The 19936-nt window shown below is 72.9% G+C and carries 24 protein-coding genes; 10 read left to right on the top strand and 14 right to left on the bottom strand.

The window, feature by feature from the left end:
• Window positions 1–30: 30 nt before the first annotated feature.
• From ACK99Q_RS16685 to ACK99Q_RS16665, 5 genes are all read right to left on the bottom strand, one after another.
• Entirely contained in the window at window positions 31–729 is a 699-nt protein-coding gene (locus ACK99Q_RS16685; protein WP_410187222.1) for a GAF and ANTAR domain-containing protein, read from the bottom strand.
• Window positions 730–768: 39 nt separating this feature from the next.
• Window positions 769–1449 carry a sigma-70 family RNA polymerase sigma factor gene (locus tag ACK99Q_RS16680; protein ID WP_410187221.1) on the bottom strand — a complete coding sequence of 227 codons (681 nt, stop codon included), beginning with the start codon at window positions 1447–1449 and terminating at the stop codon, window positions 769–771.
• Window positions 1450–1544: 95 nt separating this feature from the next.
• Window positions 1545–2375 (bottom strand): DUF72 domain-containing protein, encoded by an 831-nt coding sequence (locus ACK99Q_RS16675; RefSeq protein ID WP_410187220.1) that lies wholly within the window; start codon window positions 2373–2375, stop codon window positions 1545–1547.
• Window position 2376: 1 nt separating this feature from the next.
• The gene (locus ACK99Q_RS16670; RefSeq protein ID WP_410187219.1) at window positions 2377–3873 is read right to left on the bottom strand and encodes an FAD-dependent oxidoreductase; all 1497 of its coding nucleotides are present in this window, start codon (window positions 3871–3873) and stop codon (window positions 2377–2379) included.
• A 7-nt stretch (window positions 3874–3880) separates the two neighbouring features.
• Window positions 3881–4045 (bottom strand): hypothetical protein, encoded by a 165-nt coding sequence (locus ACK99Q_RS16665; protein WP_179425700.1) that lies wholly within the window; start codon window positions 4043–4045, stop codon window positions 3881–3883.
• 148 nt (window positions 4046–4193) lie between these two features.
• On the opposite strand from ACK99Q_RS16665, the gene ACK99Q_RS16660 reads away from it, so the two are divergent.
• From ACK99Q_RS16660 to ACK99Q_RS16640, 5 genes are read left to right on the top strand one after another with little or no spacing between them, the layout of a single operon-like run.
• A complete protein-coding gene (locus tag ACK99Q_RS16660; RefSeq protein WP_410187218.1) occupies window positions 4194–5171 on the top strand; it encodes an iron-containing redox enzyme family protein in 978 nt (325 codons plus the stop codon).
• A complete protein-coding gene (locus tag ACK99Q_RS16655) occupies window positions 5171–5386 on the top strand; it encodes a CDGSH iron-sulfur domain-containing protein (RefSeq protein WP_179425699.1) in 216 nt (71 codons plus the stop codon). Before ACK99Q_RS16660 ends, ACK99Q_RS16655 begins: the two co-directional genes overlap by 1 nt.
• Window positions 5379–6242, top strand: a complete 864-nt coding sequence (locus tag ACK99Q_RS16650) for an SDR family oxidoreductase (protein WP_410187217.1) — start codon at window positions 5379–5381, stop codon at window positions 6240–6242. Before ACK99Q_RS16655 ends, ACK99Q_RS16650 begins: the two co-directional genes overlap by 8 nt.
• Window positions 6242–6907 (top strand): methyltransferase, encoded by a 666-nt coding sequence (locus ACK99Q_RS16645; protein WP_410187216.1) that lies wholly within the window; start codon window positions 6242–6244, stop codon window positions 6905–6907. The genes ACK99Q_RS16650 and ACK99Q_RS16645 overlap by 1 nt, the downstream gene beginning before the upstream one ends.
• Entirely contained in the window at window positions 6882–7118 is a 237-nt protein-coding gene (locus tag ACK99Q_RS16640) for a hypothetical protein (RefSeq protein WP_410187215.1), read from the top strand. The genes ACK99Q_RS16645 and ACK99Q_RS16640 overlap by 26 nt, the downstream gene beginning before the upstream one ends.
• Window positions 7119–7138: 20 nt before the next feature.
• Here the strand turns inward: ACK99Q_RS16640 and ACK99Q_RS16635 are convergent, their stop codons facing one another.
• From ACK99Q_RS16635 to ACK99Q_RS16620, 4 genes are all read right to left on the bottom strand, one after another.
• Complete coding sequence (locus tag ACK99Q_RS16635; protein ID WP_410187214.1) at window positions 7139–8008, bottom strand: RNA polymerase sigma-70 factor; 870 nt, start codon at window positions 8006–8008, stop codon at window positions 7139–7141.
• Window positions 8005–8574, bottom strand: coding sequence for a carboxymuconolactone decarboxylase family protein (locus ACK99Q_RS16630; protein ID WP_410187213.1), 570 nt, complete (start codon window positions 8572–8574; stop codon window positions 8005–8007). The genes ACK99Q_RS16635 and ACK99Q_RS16630 overlap by 4 nt, the downstream gene beginning before the upstream one ends.
• Before the next feature lie 233 nt (window positions 8575–8807).
• Entirely contained in the window at window positions 8808–9347 is a 540-nt protein-coding gene (locus tag ACK99Q_RS16625; RefSeq protein ID WP_410187212.1) for a cysteine hydrolase family protein, read from the bottom strand.
• 46 nt (window positions 9348–9393) lie between these two features.
• The gene (locus ACK99Q_RS16620) at window positions 9394–10170 is read right to left on the bottom strand and encodes an SDR family NAD(P)-dependent oxidoreductase (RefSeq protein WP_395487122.1); all 777 of its coding nucleotides are present in this window, start codon (window positions 10168–10170) and stop codon (window positions 9394–9396) included.
• A gap of 66 nt (window positions 10171–10236) precedes the next feature.
• Here ACK99Q_RS16620 and ACK99Q_RS16615 point away from each other — a divergent pair, with 66 nt between their 5' ends.
• Window positions 10237–11373 (top strand): acyl-CoA dehydrogenase family protein, encoded by a 1137-nt coding sequence (locus ACK99Q_RS16615; protein WP_410187211.1) that lies wholly within the window; start codon window positions 10237–10239, stop codon window positions 11371–11373.
• Window positions 11374–11503: 130 nt separating this feature from the next.
• Window positions 11504–12379 (top strand): LLM class flavin-dependent oxidoreductase, encoded by an 876-nt coding sequence (locus tag ACK99Q_RS16610; protein ID WP_410187210.1) that lies wholly within the window; start codon window positions 11504–11506, stop codon window positions 12377–12379.
• On the opposite strand, the gene ACK99Q_RS16605 is transcribed toward ACK99Q_RS16610, so the two are convergent.
• The gene (locus ACK99Q_RS16605; protein ID WP_410187209.1) at window positions 12368–13297 is read right to left on the bottom strand and encodes a LysR family transcriptional regulator; all 930 of its coding nucleotides are present in this window, start codon (window positions 13295–13297) and stop codon (window positions 12368–12370) included. The two genes, ACK99Q_RS16610 and ACK99Q_RS16605, sit on opposite strands and share 12 nt — an antisense overlap.
• An 88-nt stretch (window positions 13298–13385) precedes the next feature.
• Here ACK99Q_RS16605 and ACK99Q_RS16600 point away from each other — a divergent pair, with 88 nt between their 5' ends.
• Window positions 13386–14468 (top strand): class I SAM-dependent methyltransferase, encoded by a 1083-nt coding sequence (locus ACK99Q_RS16600; RefSeq protein ID WP_410187208.1) that lies wholly within the window; start codon window positions 13386–13388, stop codon window positions 14466–14468.
• Between the two features lie 2 nt (window positions 14469–14470).
• On the opposite strand, the gene ACK99Q_RS16595 is transcribed toward ACK99Q_RS16600, so the two are convergent.
• A complete protein-coding gene (locus tag ACK99Q_RS16595; RefSeq protein WP_410187207.1) occupies window positions 14471–15154 on the bottom strand; it encodes an SDR family NAD(P)-dependent oxidoreductase in 684 nt (227 codons plus the stop codon).
• A gap of 260 nt (window positions 15155–15414) precedes the next feature.
• Between ACK99Q_RS16595 and ACK99Q_RS16590 the strand changes: the two genes are divergently transcribed.
• On the top strand, window positions 15415–17016 hold the full coding sequence (locus ACK99Q_RS16590) for an AMP-binding protein (RefSeq protein WP_410187206.1): 1602 nt from the start codon (window positions 15415–15417) through the stop codon (window positions 17014–17016).
• A gap of 190 nt (window positions 17017–17206) precedes the next feature.
• Window positions 17207–17779, top strand: a complete 573-nt coding sequence (locus ACK99Q_RS16585) for a hypothetical protein (protein WP_410187205.1) — start codon at window positions 17207–17209, stop codon at window positions 17777–17779.
• Window positions 17780–17868: 89 nt separating this feature from the next.
• On the opposite strand, the gene ACK99Q_RS16580 is transcribed toward ACK99Q_RS16585, so the two are convergent.
• From ACK99Q_RS16580 to ACK99Q_RS16570, 3 genes are all read right to left on the bottom strand, one after another.
• Window positions 17869–18645, bottom strand: coding sequence for an SCO1664 family protein (locus ACK99Q_RS16580; RefSeq protein ID WP_410187204.1), 777 nt, complete (start codon window positions 18643–18645; stop codon window positions 17869–17871).
• Window positions 18618–19172, bottom strand: a complete 555-nt coding sequence (locus ACK99Q_RS16575) for a DUF3090 domain-containing protein (RefSeq protein WP_410187203.1) — start codon at window positions 19170–19172, stop codon at window positions 18618–18620. Before ACK99Q_RS16575 ends, ACK99Q_RS16580 begins: the two co-directional genes overlap by 28 nt.
• Window positions 19173–19238: 66 nt before the next feature.
• Entirely contained in the window at window positions 19239–19922 is a 684-nt protein-coding gene (locus ACK99Q_RS16570; protein ID WP_410187202.1) for a histidine phosphatase family protein, read from the bottom strand.
• Between the last annotated feature and the right edge of the window lie 14 nt (window positions 19923–19936).

The following is a 19936-nucleotide window of genomic DNA, read 5'->3' as shown; positions in this document are numbered from 1 at the left end:
GGGGCGACGGGGAGGTGTCGCCGCGGAAGGTCAGTCGGACTCGGGCGGCAGCGTGCGCTCGGCGACGAGCCGTTCGGCGATGACGCGCAGCTTGACGTTGGAGTGCTGCGAGTAGCGCAGCAGCACCGCGAACGCCTGCGCGTCCGACAGCGAGAAGCGCTCCATGAGGATGCCCTGCGCCTGGCCGATGAGCTTGCGCGAGTCGATGGCGGCGTTGAGGTTGTGCTCGCGCACGGAGGTCGACACCGCGATCGCGACGTGCCGCGCGAACGCCTCCACGATCGACCGGTCCTCGTCGGTGAAGGCATCGGGGTGGATCGAGTAGACCGTGAGGCTGCCGAAGGCGCGGTCTCGGGTGGACAGCTTCACGCTGATGAGGCTGCGCAGCCCCAGCTCCGTGACCGCCTGGGCCCAGTGGGGCCAGTGCGGCTCGGCGCGGATGTCGGAGACGAGGATGGACTGGGCCTCCTCGAGGACGGTGAGGTCCGGCCCCTCGCCGACCTCCACCTGGACGGTGCCCGCCTTCTCGACGATGTCGTCCGAGCCCGGGACGATGTCGATCCTGTCCTTCTCGCCGAACAGCAGGGCGCCCGCGTACTGGGCGCCCACGGCGGTCTTGATGTAGCCGAGCACGGACTCGACGGTCGCCGAGGCGGAGTGCTCCTGATGCATCGACAGGGCCACGTCCGCGAGCTGGTTGATGAGGGGAGTGGTGGTGTCGCCGGTCACGCCCGCAATCCTTCCTACAGCCGGTGGAACTCCTTCATTTTATGCCGCGGCCAGGTCGGGATGTCCACGCAGCGAGGTCAGCACCTTGGACAGCCGGCGCGAGACCTGCATCTGGCTGATCCCGAGTCGATCGGCGATCGCCTGCTGGGTCATCTCGTCGACGAACCGCCAGTGCAGCAGTTCGCGCGACTCCCGCTCCAGCTCGCGCAGCGGGCGCGCGACGGTGAGCCACTCGTCGACGAACTCGAGGTCGTCGTCCTCGTGCACGAGCTCGCGACGGCCGTGGCTGACGTCGTCCATCGAGTCGGGGTGGAAGCAGCCCCGCGCGGCGGCCGCGTCTCGGAGGTCCTCGGGGGAGACGCCGAGGCGTGCGGCCATCTCGGCGAGGTTCGCGGTGGTGATCTCGGGCAGCTGCTCGCCGGCGATGAGCGCCTGGACCTCCTGGACCCGGCGCGGGGGCCGCACCATCCAGGCGCGGTCGCGGAAGTGGCGCTTGAGCTCGCCCTGGATCGTGGCCGTCGCGAACGGCGGGAACGGGCCGTGAGCGGGGTCGTAGCGCTTCGCCGCCTTGACGAGGGCGAGCCGCGCGACCTGCTCCAGATCGTCGGCGTCGACACCGCGGTTGCCGAACCGGCGAGCGAGTGCGGTGGCGAGCGACAGGTGCTCGAGGACGAGGTCCTCGCAGGTGGCGGTGTTCGGGTGGTCGTACAACGCAGTCATGGAGCCTCCGACGGATCGGGAGAGAACCGGGCGGCTGGGGGTTCAACCGCTTTCAGCCTCACACCGCCCCCGGGGGTCGGCAACCCGAGCGGAGGTCAGATCCCGCGGAGCCGTTCGAGCAGCCGCTCGGCGTCGTGCGGGGCGTGTCCCTCGGAGTCGTTGTCGAAGTACACGTGCACGTCGCGGCCCTCGGCGGCCCGCCGGCGGCACCACTGCGCCCACTCGTCCAGGGAGGAGTCGCTGTAGCGACTGGCGTAGAGGCGGGTGTGCCCGTGGAGGCGCGCGTAGGCGATCGAGCTCGAGGGCAGGTCGAGGACGGGCCAGTCCTTCGGCGCGTCCGACCAGACGCCCGCGACGTCGAGGTCGTGCAGCAGCGACGCGAAGCCGGGATCGGCGAACGACGGGTGCCGGACCTCGAGCGCGTGGTGGATCGGCGCGTCGACGAGGGCCTCGGTGAGGGCGCGCTCGGGCGGCAGCCGGTCGTCGTGCTCGCTCGCCAGCGCCGCCGCCTCCGCCGTGGTGCGCGGCAGGAGGCGCAGGAACTCCTCGATGAGCGTCCGGTCCCACGTGACCGAGGCGGGCAGCTGCCAGACCACCGCTCCGAGGGTGCGGCCGAGCGCCAGCACGCCCGACGCGAAGAAGTTCGCCAGCGCCGTGCGGACGCCGACCAGTCGCAGCAGGTGAGTCACGTAGCGGCTGCCCTTCAACGCGAACACGAAGTCCTCGGGCACCTCCGAGGCCCAGCGCTCGAAGGTCGTGCGTCGCTGGAGCGAGTAGAACGTGCCGTTCACCTCGACGGCCGTCAGCCGCGACGCCACGTGCTCCAGCTCGCGTCGCCGGGGGAGCCCCTGCGGATAGAAGTCGCCCCGCCAGCCGTCGTAGCTCCAGCCGCTCACGCCGATCAGGAAGCGCCCCTGCGCGGTCACCTCAGGGTGTCGACTCGTCGAGCCGCTTGAGCGGCTTCGTCGCGGGACCGTTGAGCACGTCGCCCTCGGGGGAGAAGCGCGAGCCGTGCAGGGGGCAGTCCCACGACCGCTCGTGATCGTTCCAGCGCAGCACGCCGCCGAGGTGGGAGCAGAGCCCGGACACCCGGCAGGTGCCGTCCTCGGATCGCGACTCGGCGACCACGTGGACGCCCTCACGGTGCACCCGTCCCTCGCCCGGCTCCAGTGGCGTGTCCGACCCGGACAGCGCGCGGACGGCGCCGGTGGCGACCTCCTTGGCGACCTTGGCGTTGATCGACGCGCGACCCTTGACCGACTCCAGCGGCGAGGAGTGGTCGACGACGCTGTCCGCCCAGGGCATCGGGTCGCCGATCACGTCGTGCGCGATCGCGAGGGCCGCGGCGGTGCCGTTCGTGAACCCCCACTTGGCGAACCCCGTCGCGAAGCGGATCCGGTCGCCGCCGCGGGGCATCCGCCCGAAGCGGGGCAGGCCGTCGCCGGTCGTGTAGTCCTGCGCCGACCACGCGGCGACCTCGCGGGCCGCCGGGAAGTGCTCGGCGGTCCACGTGCGGATGGCCTCGACGTGCTCGCGCTCGGACTCGGTGCGTCCGACGCCGTGCCCGAAGCCGCCGACGAGGAGCGCGGGCCGGCCGTCGGCGGTGCGGGCGTCGCGCAGCGACACCGACGGCGAGCCGGACGACAGCGCCATGATCTCGGGCGGGTCGGCCAGCTCGTAGCCGACGACGTACGACCGCTGCGGCTCGAGATCGCTGAAGGCCAGGCTGCGGTCGAGGATCGGCGAGCCCGTGGCCACGACGAGGGACTCGGCGCGCACCTCGCGACCGTCCTCGAGGTGGGCCGTCGGCGGACCGACCCAGTCCACGCTCGCGACGCGGGCGCCCTCGACCAGCACGCCCTGGTGGGCGCGCAGCTCGGCCGCCAGGGCGGCGAGCAGCGAGCCGGGGTCGACCTGCGCCTGATCCGCGAGGGTGACCGCACCGTGCACGTGCACCGGGAGGTCGAGCTCCTCGGTCCACTCGACGGGGAGCCCCACGGACTGCGCGGCGACGAACTCGGCACGGGCCCGTGAGGTCTCGTTCGGGCTGGCGGCGAACGTGGCCGCGGTGCGACGGTCGAGGCGGACGTCGTGCGCCGTGGCGAAGTCGACCAGCCAGTCGAACCCCGCCCGGTTCATCTCGACGTAGGACTGCACCACGTCGCGCGGGTGCTGCTCCAGCAGCGTGGACAGTCGCGTGCCCTGCAGCAGCGAGACCTTGGCGGAGCTGTGACCCGTGGAGCCGGCGCCGACGTAGCGGGCCTCGACCACGCAGACCCGCCGGCCCGCGCGGGCCAGCAGGACGGCGGTGGTCAGGCCGACCACACCAGCACCGATGACGAGGTCGTCACAGGCGTCGGGGAGCGCGTCGGAGCCCGCGACCTCCGCGGGCACGAGCCAGAGAGGTCGGTTGTCGTCGGTCATCGGCGCCTCAGGCCAGCCCGTCGCGCTCGAGGAGCTGCTGCTGGACGTCCTGGTTCGGCGCGGCGTCGACGGCGTCGTGCGGCGGGTCGTCCGGCTCGGTCGGGTCGGGCTGCGTCGACGGGTCGTCGGGATCGGGGCCCTCGGCGGGAGCGTCGGGGTGCGGTGTGCTCATGGATCCTCCTCGGTTCGACGGTCGAGGTTCACGTACCCGACTCGCGAGGTTCCATGCGCCGGGGCACGATGGGCGCGCGGTGCGCATGAGGCCCGCCTCGGCGGGTACCCCCACCGTGTCCCCCTGGTGCAGATCGAAAGGACCACGGATGCCATCAGCCGTCATCACCGGCAGCGGACCGACGACGTCGACCCTGCCGCAGCCTCGCGGCGACCTGAGTGCCGCGACGGTCGCGGCCCTCACCGGAGCGATGCCGTGGGACCGGATCCCGCGGATCCGCCCGTCGAGCGAGGAGGACGGCCTGCTGACGGCGTGGATCGCCCACGAGCTGCACCACCGCGGCTTCGCCGGCGTGCAGGACGCGGAGTGGACGCCCGAGCTGATCGCCGTGCGCAACGAGGTCGAGCGTGACCTGGAGGCGCGACTGCGCGAGCGCGCCGTGGGGCGCCTGCCCGAGTCCGCCGACCCCGACGTCCTGCTCGAGTACGTCCGGGCCGACGACGGGCCGTCGCTGGCCGCGCACGTCCAGCGGTCCGCCACGGAGGAGCAGGTGCGCGAGCTGCTCTGGTACCGCTCGATCTACCACCTCAAGGAGGCGGACCCGACCGCGTGGACCGTGCCGCGGCTGCCCGGTCCGGCGCGCGCCGCACTGGCCGAGCTCCAGTACGACGAGTACGGCGGAGGCCGACCCGAGCGGCTGCACGCGCACCTGTTCGCCGAGGGCATGCGCGCCCTCGGCCTCGACACCCGCGAGGGCGCGGCGATCGACGACGTGCCGGTCGAGGTCCTCGAGATGAACGTGACCCTGACGATGTTCGGCCTGCAGCGCCGCCTGCGCGGTGCCTCGGTGGGCCACCTCGTGGCGTTCGAGGCCTCCAGCTCGGGACCGTCGCGCCGGATGGCGCGCGGCCTGCGCCGGCTGGGCCTGCCCGAGGAGATCGCGGCCTACTACGACGAGCACGTCGAGGCCGACGCGGTGCACGAGCAGACCGCCGCGCGGTTCATCGCCGGCGCGCTGGTCGAGGCCGAGCCGCACCTGGCCGAGGACGTCGCGTTCGGCGTCTTCACGTGCCTGGACCAGGAGAGCCGGTTCGCCACGGCGATGTTCGAGAAGTGGGGGATCTGATGTCGCGCCGCGTCGACCTGAGCGTGTGCCCCAACGGACCCCTGCTCATCCGCGGGGACATCGGGGTGCGCGCCCCCGACGGTGAGATCCACCGCACCGAGCGACCCGTCAGCGCCGTGTGCCGGTGCGGCAAGTCCGCGTCGCTGCCCTGGTGCGACGCGACCCACCAGGCGATCAGGACCCGATTCGACGACGAAGGAGAGTCCCATGAGTGAGGAACAGAGCGGCTTCCCGCCGCAGCAGCAGGAGCCTCCGGGCCGCACCGACGTGATGGAGCCCGTGCCCGACCACGGTGAGGAGAGCTACGTCGGCACCGGTCGGCTCGAGGGCCGCAAGGCGCTCATCACCGGTGGCGATTCCGGCATCGGCCGTGCCGTCGCGATCGCCTATGCCCGCGAGGGCGCCGACGTCGCGTTCACCTACCTGCCCGAGGAGGTCGAGGACGCCCGCGAGACGTCGCGTCTCGTCGAGGAGGCCGGTCGCACGTGCCTGGCCATCGAGGCCGACCTGCGCGACAGCACCACGTGCGACCGCGTGATCGCGCACGCCCACGACGGCCTCGGCGGCCTGGACATCCTGGTCAACAACGCGGGCTACCAGATGGCGCGCGACGAGGGTCTGGAGCAGATGGACGACGAGCGCCTCGAGCGCACGTACACGACCAACGTGCTCGCGCTGCTGTGGCTCACCCGGGCCGCGCTGGCGCACCTGAGCCGGGGCTCCTGCATCATCAACAACACCTCGATCCAGGCGTACGAGCCCTCGACGAGCCTGCTGGACTACGCGTCCACCAAGGCCGCGATCAACAACCTCACGGTGAACCTCGCGGCCGAGCTCGGTCCGCGGGGCATCCGCGTGAACGCGGTCGCGCCCGGTCCGATCTGGACGCCGCTGCAGCCGGCCACCCAGCCGGTGGAGAAGCTCGAGCAGTTCGGCTCCGACACGCCGCTGGGACGCGCGGGCCAGCCCGCCGAGGTGGCCCCGGCGTTTGTGTTCCTGGCGTCGGAGACGGACGCGAGCTACGTCTCGGGCACCGTCCTGGGCGTCACCGGCGGAAAGCCGGTCTTCTGATGCTCCAGGCCACCGAGCCCGAACCGCGCACGACGACGTTCGGCGGCCGGTCGATCGGCTACGACGAGCGCGTGCTGACGCCCCGCCCCTGGACGGAGGCGCAGTCGGAGTGGGCCCGCGAGTGGCTCGACCGCGTGCCGGCCGGGCCCGTGCTCGAGGTGTGCGCGGGGGCGGGCCACATCGGCCTGCTCGCCGTCGCCGGCACCGATCGGCACCTCGTGCAGGTCGACGCCGACCTGCACGCGTGCGTGTGGGCGTCGCGCAACGCGCGGGCCTGGGGCGTGGACTCCGACATCCGCCACGGCCCGATGTCCGAGGCGCTGCAGCCCGACGAGCGGTTCCCCCTGATCATCGCCGACCCGCCGTACCTGACCTCGGACGGCGTCGCGCTGTTCCCGGAGGACCCGCTGACCGCGATCGACGGCGGCGCCGACGGACTCGACCTCGCCCGCGAGTGCCTGACCGTGATCGCCCGGCACCTGTGCCGCGGCGGCGTCGGCCTGCTCCAGCTGCGCGACGAGGGACAAGGACGCGATCTCGAGACCGACGCGGCCGAGCGCGGTCTCACGATCGCCGAGAGCCGGCAGCTCGACGGCGGCGCCGTCCTGCTGCTGCACCGCGCCACCGAAGGAGGACAGCATGGACAGCACGCCGAACAGCGGTGACCAGGCGGAGGGCAAGGCCGAGAAGCTGGCCGACGAGCTCACCGTGGACCCCCAGCACGAGCGCGTCTCGGAGCCGGGCGGGAACGAGCAGGAGGCCGGCACCGAGACCGTGCCCGGCGTCGAGGGCCCCGCAGGGGTGCCCGACCTGCCGACGCCCGACGACCCCGGCACGGGCGGGCCGGGCGACGAGGGCGAGGACGACGACGCCTGACGCTCGCCCCGAGGCGGCGCTCAGCCCCGGGTGAGCGGCACCGGGCCGGTCGCCCCGAGCTTGTCGGGGTTGCGCACGATGTGCATCGTCGTGACGACTCCGTCCTGCACCACCGCGGTCGCGATCGCGGTGATGGCGCCGGCCTCGCGGGTGATGAGGCCCAGCTCGCCGTTGATCCACGTCGCCTCGACGACCACGTCGTCGGGCATGACGCCCGCGAGGAACCGCAGCACCTTGTCGCGCCCCACGATCGGGCGCCGCGCCGCGCTGACCTTGCCGCCGCCGTCGGACACCAGCACCACGTCGGGGGAGATGACGTCCAGCAGCTGCTGGAGGTCGCCCTCGGCGATCGCGCGCTGGAACCGCGCGACCACCTCGGTCCGCTCGCGCGGCGTCACCTCCACGCGAGGACGCCGCGCGGCCACGTGGGCCCGCGCCCGCCGGGCGATCTGCCGCACCGTGGCGGGCGTGCGGTCGACGGCGGCGGCGATCTCCTCGTAGGGCACGTCGAAGACCTCGCGCAGCACGAACACCGCCCGCTCGGTCTCGCCGAGCGTCTCGAGCACGAGCAGCATCGCCGTGGAGACCGAGTCGGCCAGGGCCACGTCATCGGCGACGTCGGGCGCGGTCACGAGCGGCTCGGGCAGCCACGGACCCACGTACGACTCGCGCCGGCGGGCCAGTGTGCGCAGCCGGTTGAGCGCCAGCCGCGTCGCGATCCGGACCAGGTAGGCGCGCGGCTCCTGCACGTCCTCGCGGTCGTCGGCGCTCCAGCGCAGCCACGTCTCCTGCACGACGTCCTCGGCATCGGCGGCCGAGCCGAGCATCTCGTAGGCGACCGTGAACAGCAGCGCGCGGTGCGCCGTGAACTCGTCGAGGACGGACGTCACCGGACGTCCGCCAGCGGCAGCTCGCACACGTCGCTGAAGCCCTGGCTGGCCAGGCCGGCGGCCATGTTGAAGCGCGAGCGCTGGTTCTCCACGGCCACCATCATCGTGAGCTCGACGAGCGCCTGCTCGCCCAGGGCCGCGCGCAGCCCGGCGACCTGCTCGTCGGTGACCGTCGGCGGGGTCGCCGTCATCGCCTCGGCGTAGGCCATGACGTCGCGCTCGAGGTCGGTGAACGCGTCCGACTCGCGCCACCGCGGGACCTCGCGCACCTTGCGCTCGTTCAGGCCCTCGTCGTGGGCGAGGTAGTAGCCGAAGTCGAGGCACCAGCTGCAGCCGATGCTCGCGGCCGAGGCCATCACGGCGTAGGACTTCAGGTGCGGGTCGAGCGCGTCCCACGTGGCGACGCGGCGCTCCCACGCCAGGACGGCGCGCAGCACCTTGCGGTGGTTCCACAGCACGGGCACGAGGTCGGGCACACGGCCGTACATCCGTCGCGCGGCGGCGCTGACGACGCGCGCGGCAGGGGAGTCCATCGGGGCGGCGGGGATGCGGAACGTGCTGGGCATGGTGTCTCCTTCATCGGACCTCGGCGAGGTCGTCCGACATCAAGACACCGGTCGGGCCCGATCCGTGACACCCGGCGCTCGACGGCCGCTCGCGCCGCCGCCTGACCTGGCGCCGCCGCTTGGCTGGCAGAGCGGTGAGTGGTCAACCTCATGGCAGCCCGATTCGGGTGGTGACTCACCGCCGCTCGGCGGGAAGGGTTGACCTCTCACCGCTCCTCAGCGGAGTGGCTGACTCAGTCGTCGAGGTCCTCGGGGGAGGCGACGTCCTGGCGGTACTGCTCGCGCAGCCACGTCAGCGCCGCCTCGTGGGCGTCGAGGTCGGCCGAGGTCACGGCGCCCTCGGCGATCACCACGCGCAGGTCGTGGGCGTAGGCCGTGGCCGCGGTCATCGCGATGCAGGCCTCGGTCACCACGCCGCCCACGACCAGCTCGTCCACGTCGAGCGCGTGCAGCCGGTCCAGCAGGTCGGTGCCGTGGAACGCGTCGTCGCGCCGCTTGACGATCTCGACGTCGGGACGCAGGTCCAGCTCGGTCAGCGTCTCGGCGCCCGGCGTGCCCTCGAGCACCACCGGCTGGTCGTCCTCGCGCATGTTGAGCGCCCACGTGGACTTGTCCTCCGGCAGCACCGTGCGCACCTCGATCACGGGCACGTCGTGGTCGCGGGCCCAGTCCGCCCAGCGCTGCACCGCGCGGACCACGTCCGAGCGCTGTTCCGCCAGCGGCGGCGGGTCGAAGAAGTCCTCCTGGAGGTCGATGAGAAGGAGAGCGCGCATGGGCCCATCCTGCCGGGGCCCCTGCGTGCTCGCCTCCCGGGACGACCTACTTCGGGGGCATCCGGATCGCGCCGTCGACGCGGACCGTCTCGCCGTTCATGTACGAGTTCGTGACGCATTCGACGACCATGCTCGCGAGCTCCTCGGGGTGGCCGAGGCGCTTCGGGAAGTTGACCGACTCGCCGAGCTTGGCCTTGAACTGCTCGGCCGCCTCGCCCTCGCCGTAGATGGGGGTGTCGATGAGGCCGGGGGCGACGGTGTTGACGCGGACGCCGATCGCCGCGAGGTCGCGCGCGACGGGGAGGGTCATGCCGACCACGCCGCCCTTCGACGACGAGTACGCGGCCTGGCCGATCTGCCCGTCGAACGCCGCGACGGACGCGAGGTTGCAGATCGCGCCGCGCTCGCCGGACTCCAGCGGCTCGGTGCGGCCGATCGCGGTGGCGGCGAGGCGGATCGCGTCGAACGTGCCGATCAGGTTGATCGCGATGACCTTCTTGTACGCGTCGAGGTCGTGCGCGGACTCGAACGAGCCGTCGCGGCCGACCGTGCGCTGGGCCCAGCCGATGCCGGCCGAGTTCACCAGCACGCGCAGCGGCGCGAGCTCCTCGGCGGCGGCGACCGCCGTCTCGATCTGCGAGGTGTCGGTGACGTCGACGTGGATGAACACGCCGCCGACCTCGTCGGCGAGCGCGCGACCCGCGTCGTCGTTGAGGTCCGCGACGACCACGCGCGCGCCCTTCGCGGCGAGCTGGCGGACGACGGCGGCGCCGATTCCCGAGGCGCCTCCGGTGACGATGGCTGATGCTCCAGTGATCTCCATGTCCTGATCCAACCATTCCGGCGGTGGTCCATGCTGGAGGTGCCGACACACCGAGGAGGACCCACCGTGGCCGTGGAGCGCGTGATGCCCAGCGACGAGGCGACCGACCTGATCGCCCTGACCCGCCAGATCGTCGACGACCAGCTGCGCCCGCGCGTGGACGCCGACGAGCGGTCGGCGACGTTCCCGCGCGACGTGTTCCGCACGCTCGGCCGCGCCGGCCTGCTGGGGCTGCCGTACGCGGAGGAGCTCGGTGGTGGCGGCCAGCCGTACGAGGTCTACCTCCAGGTCGTGGAGGAGATCGCCACGGCGTGGGCCAGCGTCGGCGTCGGCACGAGCGTGCACGCGCTGAGCTGCTTCGGCCTCGACCACGCGGGCACGCCCGAGCAGAAGCAGCGCTGGCTGCCCGACATGCTCGGGGGCGAGCTGCTCGGCGCGTACTGCCTGTCCGAGGCGCACGCGGGCTCCGACCCCGCGGCGATGCGCACCACCGCGAAGCGCGACGGCGACGACTACGTGATCCGCGGCGCGAAGGCGTGGACCACGCACGGCGGCCAGGCCGACTACTACAAGGTGATGGCCCGCGCCGAGGCCGGCATCACGTGCTTCCTCGTGCCCGCCGACGCCGAGGGCCTCACGGCGGACGTGCCCGAGGACAAGATGGGCCTGATGGGCTCCACGACGGCCACGATGCTGTTCGACGACGTGCGGGTGCCGGTCGAGCGGCGCCTCGGCGACGAGGGTCAGGGCCTCGCGATCGCGCTGGCCGGCCTGGACTCCGGTCGCCTCGGCATCGCCGCGGTCGCCACGGGCGTCGCCCAGGGCGCGCTCGACGCGGCGGTCGCCTACGCCCGGGAGCGCGAGGCGTTCGGCGTGCCGATCATCGACCATCAGGGGCTGACGTTCCTGCTGGCGGACATGGCCGCGGCGGTCGAGAGCGCCCGCGCCACGTACCTCGCCGCCGCGCGCCTGCGCGACCTCGGCCGCCCGTTCTCGCGGCAGGCCTCGATCGCCAAGCTCGTCGCGACGGACAACGCCATGAAGGTCACCACCGACGCCGTCCAGGTCCTCGGCGGCGCGGGCTACACGAAGGACTTCCCGGTCGAGCGCTACATGCGCGAGACCAAGGTCATGCAGATCTTCGAGGGCACCAACCAGATCCAGCGCCTCGTCATCGGGCGCGACCTCAAGAAGCGCGGCTGACCCCAAGGGGCCGCAGCCCCGTCCCTCTCCACTTTTGGAACGGGATGCACGCTTTCTGCGCGCGGAACGGTGCAACGCGTTCCACAAGTGGGGAAGGTCTGGCGAGCCCGGCGCGTGCCATCGTGGAGGGGTGGATGCCGGTGTCCACCTGCCCCAGATCGACTTCACCGCGACGCCGTTGGACGGTGCCCACCTCGCGGAGGTGGTGGACGCCGCGCGCGACCTCGGGTTCGCCGGGATCTCGGCCAACGACCACCTGACGTTCCCGAGCCCGTGGGCCGACGGCCTCGTCCTGCTGGCGGCCGCGGCGCCGCGCGCCGGCTCGCTCGAGCTGATGACGACCGCCGCGCTGCCGGTGCTGCGCGGACCGCGGTCGTACGCGGCGGCCATGCTCACCCTCGAGCGGCTCGCGCCCGGTCGCGTCGTCGCCGGGGCCGGTCCGGGCTCGTCCCGCGCCGACTACGCGCTCGCGGGGATCGCCTGGGAGGAGCGCTGGTCGCGCTTCGATGCCGCGCTCGACGTGCTGCGCACGGAGTTCGAGCCCGACCCCACGCGCGCGCGGCTGCCCCTCTGGGTGGCCAGCTGGGGCGCGCTCGCCGGGATCGACCGGGTCGCGCGCGCGGCCGACGGCTGGCTCGCTTCGGCGTTCCACACGACGCCCGCGGAGTTCGGCGCGGCCCGGCGCGCCCTCGCGCAGGAGTGCGCCCGTCGCGGTCGGGAGGAGCCACCCCACGCCCTCGTGACGATGTGGACGTGGGTGACCGAGGACGAGCGCATCGCCGAGCGGGTGCTCACCGGACTGCTCGCGCCGGCCCTGGGGCGCGACCCCGAGTCGCTGCGGGGCCGGGTGTGCGTCGGATCCGCGCAGGCCTGCGCCGAGCTCCTCTGCGCCTACGCCGAGCACGGCTGCCGCCGCGTGCACTTCTGGCCCGTGGGCGACGAGACGCGCCAGCTCACGCGGCTGGCGCAGGATGTGCTGCCGCGCGTCGCAGCCTCAGTCGGCTGAGCGGCTCGACGTCACCTGCTGGAGCAGCTCGACCATCGTCGTCGCGGCGGCCGGCCGGAACGGGTCCACGGGGCACGCCGCCAGCACCTCGCGGGTGGGCGTCGGGCCGTGGAGGGTCCTGACCTCGACGCCCGCGATCCGCCGCGAGGCGACCAGCCCGGGCACCACGGCGACGCCCAGCCCGGCCGCCACGAACGCCTGCACCGCGAGGTAGTCGTCCGAGGCGATCCCGACGCGCGGCTCGAAGCCCGCGGCGCGACAGTGACCACGCACGATCTGGAACCACGTGCTCGCCGGCCCACCCCCGACCCACGTCTCGCGCTCGAGGTCGGCGAGCGCCAGCGCGCCGTCGCGACCCGCCAGCGGGTGCGCCCGCGGCAGCAGGAGCCGGTAGGGGTCGCGGAAGAGCGGGGTCAGCTCGAGGCCGTCGTCGGGACCCGGGAGGCACGGGTCGGACGCGTCGTCGAAGACGAGCGCGACGTCGAGCTCGCGGTTCAGCAGTCGGGGCACGAGTCCCTGCAGGTGGTCGTCGACGACCGTGAAGGTGACCCCCGGCAGGCGGCTGGCCAGCAGGGCGAGGGCCCGCGGGACGAAGGTCGCGAGCGCGGTCGGGAACCCGCCCACCCGCAGCCGCCGGTGATGGGCGCCCGCGAGCTCGGCCAGGTCCAGGCCGGCCGCGTCGAGGCGCGCGAGCACCGCGTTGGCATGGGACGCGAGGACCCGGCCGGCCACAGTGACGTCGACGGGTCGCGTGCCGCGCTGCACGAGCGCCAGGCCGACCTGCTGCTCGAGGGAGGCGATGTGCTGGCTCACGGCCGACTGCGACATGCCGAGGTCGTCCGCGGCGGCCGAGAACGAGTCGGCGCCGTCGAGGGCCGCGAGCACCCGCAGCGAGGAAACCGATCGAATCAGCTCCACTTATCGGACTTTAGCACCGGATCAGCCTGCGATGCCGGGGCGAACGCATGCTGAGGGAGCCCCCGGACGCACCCCTCAGGAGATCATCATGACCACGCAGCAGACCACCCCCGCGATCGACCAGGACCGCCTCATGGCATTCGTCTTCCGTGCCGTCGAGGAGGTCGGCGCGACGCTCAACACGGCGCTCGTCGTGCTCGGCGACGAGCTCGGCTGGTACCGGGCCCTGGCCGACCACGGACCGCTGACGGCGGCCGAGCTGGCCGAGCGCACCTCCACGGCCGAGCCCTACGCCCGCGAGTGGTGCCACGCCCAGGCCGCCGGCGGCTTCCTAGAGTACGACGAGGCGTCCGGCCGCTTCACGCTCCCGGCCGAGCACGCAGTCGCGCTCACCGACGCGTCGAGCCCTGCGTACCTGCCGGGGCTCTTCCAGATCGCGCTGGGCACGGTGGCCGACGCGGGCCGGCTGGCCGCCGCGGCGCGCTCGGGCGCCGGCGTCGGCTGGCACGAGCACGGGGACGACGTGATCGACGGCTGCGAGCGGTTCTTCGCGCCGTCGTACCAGGCGTACCTGGTCGACGCCTGGCTGCCCGCCGCGGGCCTCGACGAGCCGTTGCGCCGGGGCGTGCGGGTGGCCGACATCGGGTGCGGGCACGGCGCGTCGACCGTCCTCATGGCGCGCGCGTTCCCGGCCTCCACCTTCGTGGGCTCGGACTACCACGAGGCCTCGATCGAGGTCGCGCGCGAGCGGGCGCGGGAGGCCGGGGTCGACGCGAACACGTCGTTCGAGACCTCGCTCGCGGCGGAGGCCGAGGGTGAGGGCTTCGACGTCGTCACCACGTTCGACGCCCTGCACGACATGGGCGACCCGGCCGGGGCGGCCCGCCACGTGCTCGACCTGCTCGCCGACGGCGGGAGCTGGCTCATCGTGGAGCCGATGGCGGGCGACGCGCCGCAGGACAACTTCAACCCGGTGGGCCGCGCCTACTACGGGTTCTCGACGCTGCTGTGCACGCCGGCGTCGCTGTCGCAGAACGGCCGGGCGGCGATCGGCACCCAGGCCGGGCCCGCCCGGGTGGCGCGGATCGTCACCGGCGCCGGGTTCGCCTCGTGCGAGACGGTGGCGACGACGCCGTTCCACCGGGTGATGCTGGCACGACGCAGCGGCTGACCTCAGGCCGCGGCGACCAGGTCGTGGCGGCACAGCTCGACCACGGACTCGGCCGGGGTCGAGCGCAGCCGGGCGCCGCAGGAGTCGAAGACCTCGCCCATCCGGGCGGTGTATCCCAGCAGGAAGCTGCTGCTGATCGCATGGGCCGCGGCGGGCGCGCGCCGTGCCGGGCACAGGGTCGCCAGGCGCGTGAGGGTCGCGACGAGACCCTCCGGGTCGGCCGGCGCGAGCCGGAAGACCCACCGCGGCAGCACGGGCAGCGCCGACGCGGCGGAGGACGAGGCGTGGACGAGCGTGGTGCCCAGCCCGGCGACCGCGAGGGTGGCGGCCGTGACGTTGATCGTGCCCAGCACCCGGGCGCGCACGATGGCCTCGGGGGAGTCGGCGGGCTCGGCGGTGCCACCCGCGTGGACGACCGAGGCGACCGGGCCGGCCTCGCGCGCCGCGAGCATCAGGGCCTCGACGGAGTGCAGGTCGGTGACGTCGGCGACGATCGACTCGGCCGAGACGCCGAGGGAGTCCAGGCGGTCCAGCGCGCGCACCAGCCGCTCGCCGCGCGCGTCGCTGAGCACGACGTGGTGGTCGCGCGCCAGCAGGCGTGCGGTGGCCAGCCCCGTCTCGCTCGCCCCGCCCGTCACGACAGCCACCCGGTGCGTCACGTCGACCTCGTTCCCGGGACGCGCCACGCGTCCCACCCGACCCATCCTGCGCGCGGGCGGACGCCGGGGCGAGGCTTTCGGCGACATTCCCGAAGTATCTGGAAACCGCTGGGATTCGAGTGACTTTCGCCACCGGTGGGGTCACCCGGAGTTACACCGGGCGCGAATCCGCGCTGCGATTCGAGGGCGAACCCGCCGCATCTTGGACAAGTCCCTGACGCGATCAAGTGACCCGCTGGTAACCTTCGTCACATTACCTGCCGGTACACACAGGATTCGGAGAGAAGATGGGCGACCTCGGTTACAAGTTGAAGGTGCTGCGGCGAATCGGGCTGCTGAAGGCCCAGAACCCCGTCCGGTTGGTGAAGGCAGGCAAGAAGCTCGCCTCGTGGGGTCCCGGATTCCCGTCCGCCGTCGGCGCCGCGGCCGCCCGCAAGCCTCAGCAGGTCGCGATCATCGACGACGCCGGCCAGCTGACGTGGCGCGAGACGAGCGACGCCATCAACCGCCTGACGCAGGCGTTCAAGGACAAGGGCTTCGTCCCCGGCGACCCGATCGCGGTGCTGTGCCGCAACCACCGCCACATGGTGATCGCCATGGTCGCGATCTCCCAGTTCGGCGGCCGCATGCTGCTGCTCAACACGATGGCCAGCGGCGGCCAGCTCACCGAGCTGGTCAAGCGCGAGGGCGCCAAGATGGTCATCCTCGACCAGGAGTTCCTGCCCGTCGCCGCCGACATCGACCGCGAGTCGATCGTCGTGGCGTGGGAGGACGACGAGACCCACGGCCTGCCCACGCTGGGCAGCCTGGCCAAGGGCCTCTCGCCGGCCGACCACCCCAAGCCGGCCAAGCCGGGCAGCATCGTCATCTTCACCTCGGGCACCACCGGCCTGCCCAAGGGCGCGAAGCGCAAGGAGCCCGAGAACCTCGAGCCGCTGCTGACCTACTTCGGCGCGATCCCGTACGAGGGCAACTCCACCGTCGTCGTCGCGGCGCCGCTGTTCCACTCGTGGGGCCTGCTGAACTTCGGCTTCGGCCTCTCGACCGTCCCGACCTACGTGCTGCGCCGCCGCTTCGTGCCCGAGCAGGTCATCCGGGACATCGCGAAGTACAAGGCCGAGGTCCTGGTCGTCGTGCCGCTCATGATGCAGCGCCTCGTCGACGCCGATCCCGAGGTCATCAAGAACCACGACGTCTCCAGCCTGAAGATCACCGCGTCCAGCGGCTCCGCCCTGGCCGGCGAGCTGGCCACGCACTTCATGGACACGTTCACCGACTCGGTCTACAACTTCTACGGCGCCACCGAGACCGGCTGGGTCACGATCGCCGGCCCCAAGGACCTGCGCGACGCGCCGGGCACCGCGGGTCGCGTGCCGTGGCACACCGTGGTGAAGGTGCTCGACGAGAACGGCCGCGAGGTCCCGCAGGGCGAGACCGGCGTGATCCACGTGGGCAACTCGATGATGTTCGCCGGGTACACCGACGGCCGCACGAAGGACTTCCGCGACGGCCTCATGCACTCGGGCGACCTCGGCTACTTCGACGAGGCGGGTCGCCTGTTCGTCGCCGGCCGCGACGACGACATGGTCATCTCCGGTGGCGAGAACGTCTTCCCGCGCGAGCTGGAGGACGCCCTCATCGAGCACCCGAAGGTCCAGGACGTCGTCGTCACCGGCATCCCCGACCCGCAGTGGGGCCAGTGCCTGGCCGCCTACGTCGTGGTCCGCGAGGGCGAGGAGCTCTCGCAGGACGAGGTCGTCGACTACGCCAAGCAGCACGTCGCCCGGTTCGCCGTGCCGCGTGCGGTGATGTTCCTCGACGAGCTGCCGCGCAACCCCACCGGCAAGGTCATGAAGCGCAACCTGCCGGCGTTCGAGACGCTGTCCTGACCCAGCAGGTCCACGCGACGCCCGGTCCCTCCGCGGGGCCGGGCGTCGTCGCGTCCCGGGGTCCCTACGCACCCGGGACCAAGGGCCCGGGAAAGTGGGTCACTTCGCCTCATCCCGGGACCCGCGGCGCTCCGTAGCGTCAGTGATGACGACGCAACGACGCGGAGTCATCGCACAGGAGGAACAGATCATGCGCCGCTCGGCATTCGACAAGCTCATCTCGTGGACCGGACTGGCCCTGGCAGGACTGCTGGTGGTCGTGGGCGGTCTGGCCTCCTGGGCCCACTTCTTCATCGACGACCAGGTGCAGTCGCAGCTGGTGGCGCAGCGGATCACGATGCCCGAGGGCGATGCGCTGACGAGCCTCTCCGACGAGGACCGCGAGGCGCTCGAGCCCTTCGCGGGCAGCCCGCTCGACACCGGCGCCGAGGCCCGCGCCTTCGCCGACCACTACATCCTCGCCCACATGAACGCCTCCAGCGGGAACCGCACGTACGAGGAGGTCAGCGGTGAGTTCATGGCCCTGTCCGACCAGGAGAAGGCGTCCGAGGCCGGCCAGGAGGTCGCCGCGCTGCGCCAGTCGCTCTTCATGGGCAACACCCTGCGCGGGATGCTCCTGAACGCCTACGCGTTCGGCACCATGGGCCTCATCGCCGGGCTGACGGCCATCGCCTCCTTCGCCGGAGCCGTGGTCCTGGCGGTCCTCGCCGCCCTGGGTCTGCGCCACTCGAAGACCCGCGACGCCGAGCTGGCCAGCATCTGACCGACCCGACACGAGCGGCCGCCCGGACCCCCGGGCGGCCGCTTCTCGTCGCGGTGACAGGAAACCTCGTTCAGTCGCTGAGGCTCGGGTCAGAAGGGCGGCCAGGGCACGGCGGGCATGTCGCCCTCGGGCGAGGGGAAGACCGCCTCGGTGAGCAGGCGGTCGCAGCGGCGGCGCAGGGCGGTCAGCTCGGGCTCGCCGAGCCAGTCCGCCAGCGTCGTGCCGAGCTCGGCGTCGAGGCCGGTGCGGACCCGGCGCACGCCGTCGAGCTCGTCCTCGGACAGCGGCCGCCCGAGCCAGCCCCACAGCACGGTGCGCAGCTTCGGCTCCTCGTGGAAGGTCAGGCCGTGGTCGACGCCGTGCCGGTGACCGCCGGGCATGGCCAGCACGTGGCCGCCCTTGCGGTCGGCGTTGTTGACCATGGCGTCGAACACCGCCATGCGGCGCAGGCCGGCGGTGTCCTCGTGGACGAGCGAGACGGGACGGTCCTCGGCGTCGAGGCCGTCGAGGACGTGGCACCAGTCGGCGGGGAGGTCGTCGGCGGGGACCAGCGTGACGGCCTCGGACCCGGGATCCGCGTCCTGCCAGACCTGCAGCATCCCCGGGCCGTGGGGACCCTCGCCCCACCAGGTGGGCGGCACGACGTCCCACCCCGTGGCCTCGGAGACGAGGCGCGACGCGACCTCGCGGTGGGCGAGGACGACGTCGGGGAAGTCCCACAGCGGTCGCTCGCCCGCGACCGGCTTGTAGACCACGCGGACGCCGTCGACCCGGCCGACGAACGTGGCGTTCGACGCGGGCAGGATGCGGCCCTCGAGCTCGAGGTCGCCCTCGAGCATCACCAGGAGTCGTCCGTGGCGCCGCACACGTGACCGTCGCCCTCGATCGGCTCGAAGCACAGCGGGCACAGGGGACGCCCGGCGCCGACGACCTCGCGGGTGCGCTTGCAGAACGAGCGGGCGGCACCCACGGGGATGCGGACGTGCAGGACCTCCGAGGGACCCTCGGTCTCGGGCTCGAGCAGCGACTCGGGGGAGTCCTCGACGAGCGGGAACGCCTCGATCACGACCTGAGCCGTGGTGGGGTCGAAGCCCAGCGACAGGATCCCGACGCGGAACTGCTCGACGACGGGGGAGTCCAGCGGGGCGTCGTCGTCGAGTCCCTCGGGGGCCTCGGCGGGCACGCTGAACGGGTTGCCCTCCTGGGCCATGAGCTCGTCGAGGACCTCGTCCAGCTTCTCGGCGAGGGTGGCCGACTGCTCCTTCTCCATGAGGGCGCTGACGAGGTGCTCGCCCGTGCGCGCCTGGAGGTAGAACGAGCGCTCGCCGGGACGGCCCACCGTGCCGATCACCAGACGGTCCGGCCAGTCGAACTCGTGCACCCGTTGCGCCATGCCACCCATGCTAGGAGCCCGCGCCGCGCGCTGCTGGGCGCCCGGCCGTGAGGCGGGTCGTGCGACTCAGGCGCGGGGGCCCGCGCCGCCGCCCACGGCGGCGTCCGCGGCGGGCTCGGCGGCCTTGAGCCACGACAGGTCGCCCGCCGAGGTGTTGACGGCGACGACGTCGGGTCGGCGCGGCCCGTAGCGCACGATCGACACGGAGGCCGGGTCCACGTGCAGCCGCTGGAAGAGGTCGAGGTGCATGCCGAGTGCATCGGCCAGGACCGCCTTGATGACGTCGCCGTGCGAGACCGCGACCCACACGGCCTCGTCGCCGTGCTGGGCCGCGACGCGCGCATCGTGGCCGCGGACGGCGGCGACGCCGCGCGCCTGCATCGCGGCGAGCGACTCCCCGCCGGGGAAGGCCGCCGCGGCGGGATGCAGCTGGACGGTCTTCCACAGGTCCTCGGCGGCGAGCTCCTTGAGGGCCCGTCCCTGCCAGTCGCCGTAGCCGCACTCGGTGATCGCCTCGTCGACCGCGGGCTCGATGCCGTGGCGTCCGGCGATGGCGGCGGCGGTCTCGCGGCAGCGCTCGAGGGGGCTGGTGACCACGTCGGCGACGGGCACGTCCGCGAGGCGGGCGCCGGTGGTCTCGACCTGTTCGCGCCCGAGGTCGTCGAGGTGGATGTCGGGGAGCCGGCCCGCGAGCGTGCCGGACGTGTTCGCGGTGGACCGACCGTGCCGGACCAGCAGGACGATCGCCATGGCCTGAACCCTAG

It is taken from the genome of Aeromicrobium sp. MLTX1, from assembly GCF_046452335.1.
Lineage (GTDB): Bacteria > Actinomycetota > Actinomycetes > Propionibacteriales > Nocardioidaceae > Aeromicrobium.
The sequence above is the reverse complement of the archived record's forward strand: the minus strand, read 5'-3'. Positions and strand labels throughout refer to the sequence as shown.

Excerpts from the sequence above, each read along its gene's own strand:
- ACK99Q_RS16645 (WP_410187216.1), top strand. The coding sequence starts at position 6,242 with ATGCTCCAGGCCACCGAGCCCGAACCGCGCACGACGACGTTCGGCGGC.
- ACK99Q_RS16640 (WP_410187215.1), top strand. The coding sequence starts at position 6,882 with ATGGACAGCACGCCGAACAGCGGTGACCAGGCGGAGGGCAAGGCCGAG.
- ACK99Q_RS16585 (WP_410187205.1), top strand. The coding sequence starts at position 17,207 with ATGCGCCGCTCGGCATTCGACAAGCTCATCTCGTGGACCGGACTGGCC.
- ACK99Q_RS16655 (WP_179425699.1), top strand. The coding sequence starts at position 5,171 with ATGTCGCGCCGCGTCGACCTGAGCGTGTGCCCCAACGGACCCCTGCTC.
- ACK99Q_RS16625 (WP_410187212.1), bottom strand. The coding sequence starts at position 9,347 with ATGCGCGCTCTCCTTCTCATCGACCTCCAGGAGGACTTCTTCGACCCG.
- ACK99Q_RS16680 (WP_410187221.1), bottom strand. The coding sequence starts at position 1,449 with ATGACTGCGTTGTACGACCACCCGAACACCGCCACCTGCGAGGACCTC.
- ACK99Q_RS16660 (WP_410187218.1), top strand. The coding sequence starts at position 4,194 with ATGCCATCAGCCGTCATCACCGGCAGCGGACCGACGACGTCGACCCTG.
- ACK99Q_RS16600 (WP_410187208.1), top strand. The coding sequence starts at position 13,386 with ATGACCACGCAGCAGACCACCCCCGCGATCGACCAGGACCGCCTCATG.
- ACK99Q_RS16630 (WP_410187213.1), bottom strand. The coding sequence starts at position 8,574 with ATGCCCAGCACGTTCCGCATCCCCGCCGCCCCGATGGACTCCCCTGCC.
- ACK99Q_RS16650 (WP_410187217.1), top strand. The coding sequence starts at position 5,379 with ATGAGTGAGGAACAGAGCGGCTTCCCGCCGCAGCAGCAGGAGCCTCCG.
- ACK99Q_RS16590 (WP_410187206.1), top strand. The coding sequence starts at position 15,415 with ATGGGCGACCTCGGTTACAAGTTGAAGGTGCTGCGGCGAATCGGGCTG.
- ACK99Q_RS16620 (WP_395487122.1), bottom strand. The coding sequence starts at position 10,170 with ATGGAGATCACTGGAGCATCAGCCATCGTCACCGGAGGCGCCTCGGGA.
- ACK99Q_RS16670 (WP_410187219.1), bottom strand. The coding sequence starts at position 3,873 with ATGACCGACGACAACCGACCTCTCTGGCTCGTGCCCGCGGAGGTCGCG.
- ACK99Q_RS16575 (WP_410187203.1), bottom strand. The coding sequence starts at position 19,172 with ATGGCGCAACGGGTGCACGAGTTCGACTGGCCGGACCGTCTGGTGATC.
- ACK99Q_RS16570 (WP_410187202.1), bottom strand. The coding sequence starts at position 19,922 with ATGGCGATCGTCCTGCTGGTCCGGCACGGTCGGTCCACCGCGAACACG.
- ACK99Q_RS16665 (WP_179425700.1), bottom strand. The coding sequence starts at position 4,045 with ATGAGCACACCGCACCCCGACGCTCCCGCCGAGGGCCCCGATCCCGAC.